At 47.3% G+C, this 1,538-nt stretch carries 3 protein-coding genes; 1 reads left to right on the top strand and 2 read right to left on the bottom strand.

Annotated features, from left to right (window positions below; all coding sequences use genetic code 11):
* The coding region (locus P8O70_16230) for a tetratricopeptide repeat protein (GenBank protein ID MDG2198391.1) at window positions 1-681 on the top strand (681 nt) is incomplete at its 5' end.
* A gap of 47 nt (window positions 682-728) precedes the next feature.
* On the opposite strand, the gene P8O70_16235 is transcribed toward P8O70_16230, so the two are convergent.
* Together P8O70_16235 and P8O70_16240 are read right to left on the bottom strand one after the other, a co-directional pair.
* On the bottom strand, window positions 729-1,190 hold the full coding sequence (locus P8O70_16235; protein ID MDG2198392.1) for a YeeE/YedE family protein: 462 nt from the start codon (window positions 1,188-1,190) through the stop codon (window positions 729-731).
* Window positions 1,187-1,538 (bottom strand): YeeE/YedE thiosulfate transporter family protein (locus tag P8O70_16240; GenBank protein ID MDG2198393.1); only part of this gene is annotated, 352 nt, incomplete at its 5' end. The genes P8O70_16240 and P8O70_16235, both read right to left, overlap by 4 nt.

A 1,538-nucleotide genomic window follows, 5' to 3' on the forward strand; every position in this document is an offset into this window, starting at 1 on the left:
CTTGTCAAGGTCAACACGGAGATACATCAAGAAATCGCGATGCATTTTCAAATTCGCAGTATTCCCGCTGTGAAACTCTTCATTGATGGAGAAGTAGTCAATGAATTCACCGGTGCACTACCAGAATCATCCATTCACCAGTGGTTGGAGCAAACGCTACCGGGAAATAGTGGCAACAACCAACTTCTGGAGTTTGCCAAAGAAGCACTGGAAGTAGGAGAAGTGGATCAGGCCCTGCTCGCTCTGAAACGTATATTGAATGAAGAACCAGATCATGATGAAGGAAGAACGCTACTTGCTCGAATTTACTTGGTTTCTCAAGATGAGGATCTCCAAAAGCAAGCGGTGGTGTTGATTGAGTCCATAGGACCCGATTCTAAATTCTTTGATGTTGCGGAGGCTCTTCGAATGCTGGTGGGGATGTTGGATGATGAGTTCCTGCAAAACCTGCCAGCTAGTCCAAATCAAGTTCTAATGAAAGAGGGGATTAATGAATTAAGACGAGGGCGCTTTGATCAGGCTCTCAAGCATTGGATTGAAGCTCTGAAGAAAGAACGGGAAGAACAGGAATATCGTGAAGTTGCCCGGAAGGCATGTGTTGCCACTTTTAAATTTCTTGGAGAAGACAGCGAAGTTACCCAACAGTACCGGCCTGCGTTCTCTAGTGCGTTCTATTCCTAATTTATCTGGTGAGTTGGTAAGGATTGCCCGACTCACCAGATAGCAGTTCAGCCTTGAGGCTTTACCTGTCGGGGAATCATTAGATTTTCCACCCTTGGTGCAGCCAGCATTCCCGCTGACATCCCAATCACGAAAAGGATTGGGTTAATATTTCCTGAAAATATGGAGGTCAACCCAGGTCCAGGACAGAAACCGCTCAATCCCCAACCCAATCCAAAAATCACCGCTCCGATTACCAACGGTCGATCAATCACCTTAGACGTTGGGAGCTGAAAAAAACTCGTAAAGCGAGGTTGTTCATTCCTTAAAATCAGGCGATAGAGCAGCATATACACACCCGTTCCTCCACCCATCACAAAAATCAGGCTTGGGTCCCAGTTTCCAGTAAAATCCAGGAAACCAATCACTTTACCAGGTTGGGTCATCCCACTGATGGCTAGTCCAATTCCAAAAACGAAGCCTACTGCAAGGCTTATTAAGTTTTCACGACTACGCAGCACCTCAATCATAACAAGCCTCCTAATAGATGATTGGTGATCCAAACCATTCCGATTCCAGCAGCTATGAATATTCCGACCGAGGCCATCGAACGCAAAGAGAGTCTGCCGATTCCACAAATGCCATGTCCACTGGTGCAACCACTCCCAATTCGAACCCCAATACCAACGAGAAGACCTGCCAACAAGGTAGTGACCATGCCCCGTTCAGCAGTATCCACAAACATCTCCGGTGAAACCAGCACCATCACGAGGCCGGCCAAAACCATCCCTCCAATGAACATTGCTCGCCATGCGATTCCACCTGACTGGGGGACCAGAAGACCACGAAAGATGCCGGAGATCCCTGCAATTTTTCCG

Source organism: SAR324 cluster bacterium (assembly GCA_029245725.1).
Taxonomy (GTDB): domain Bacteria; phylum SAR324; class SAR324; order SAR324; family NAC60-12; genus JCVI-SCAAA005.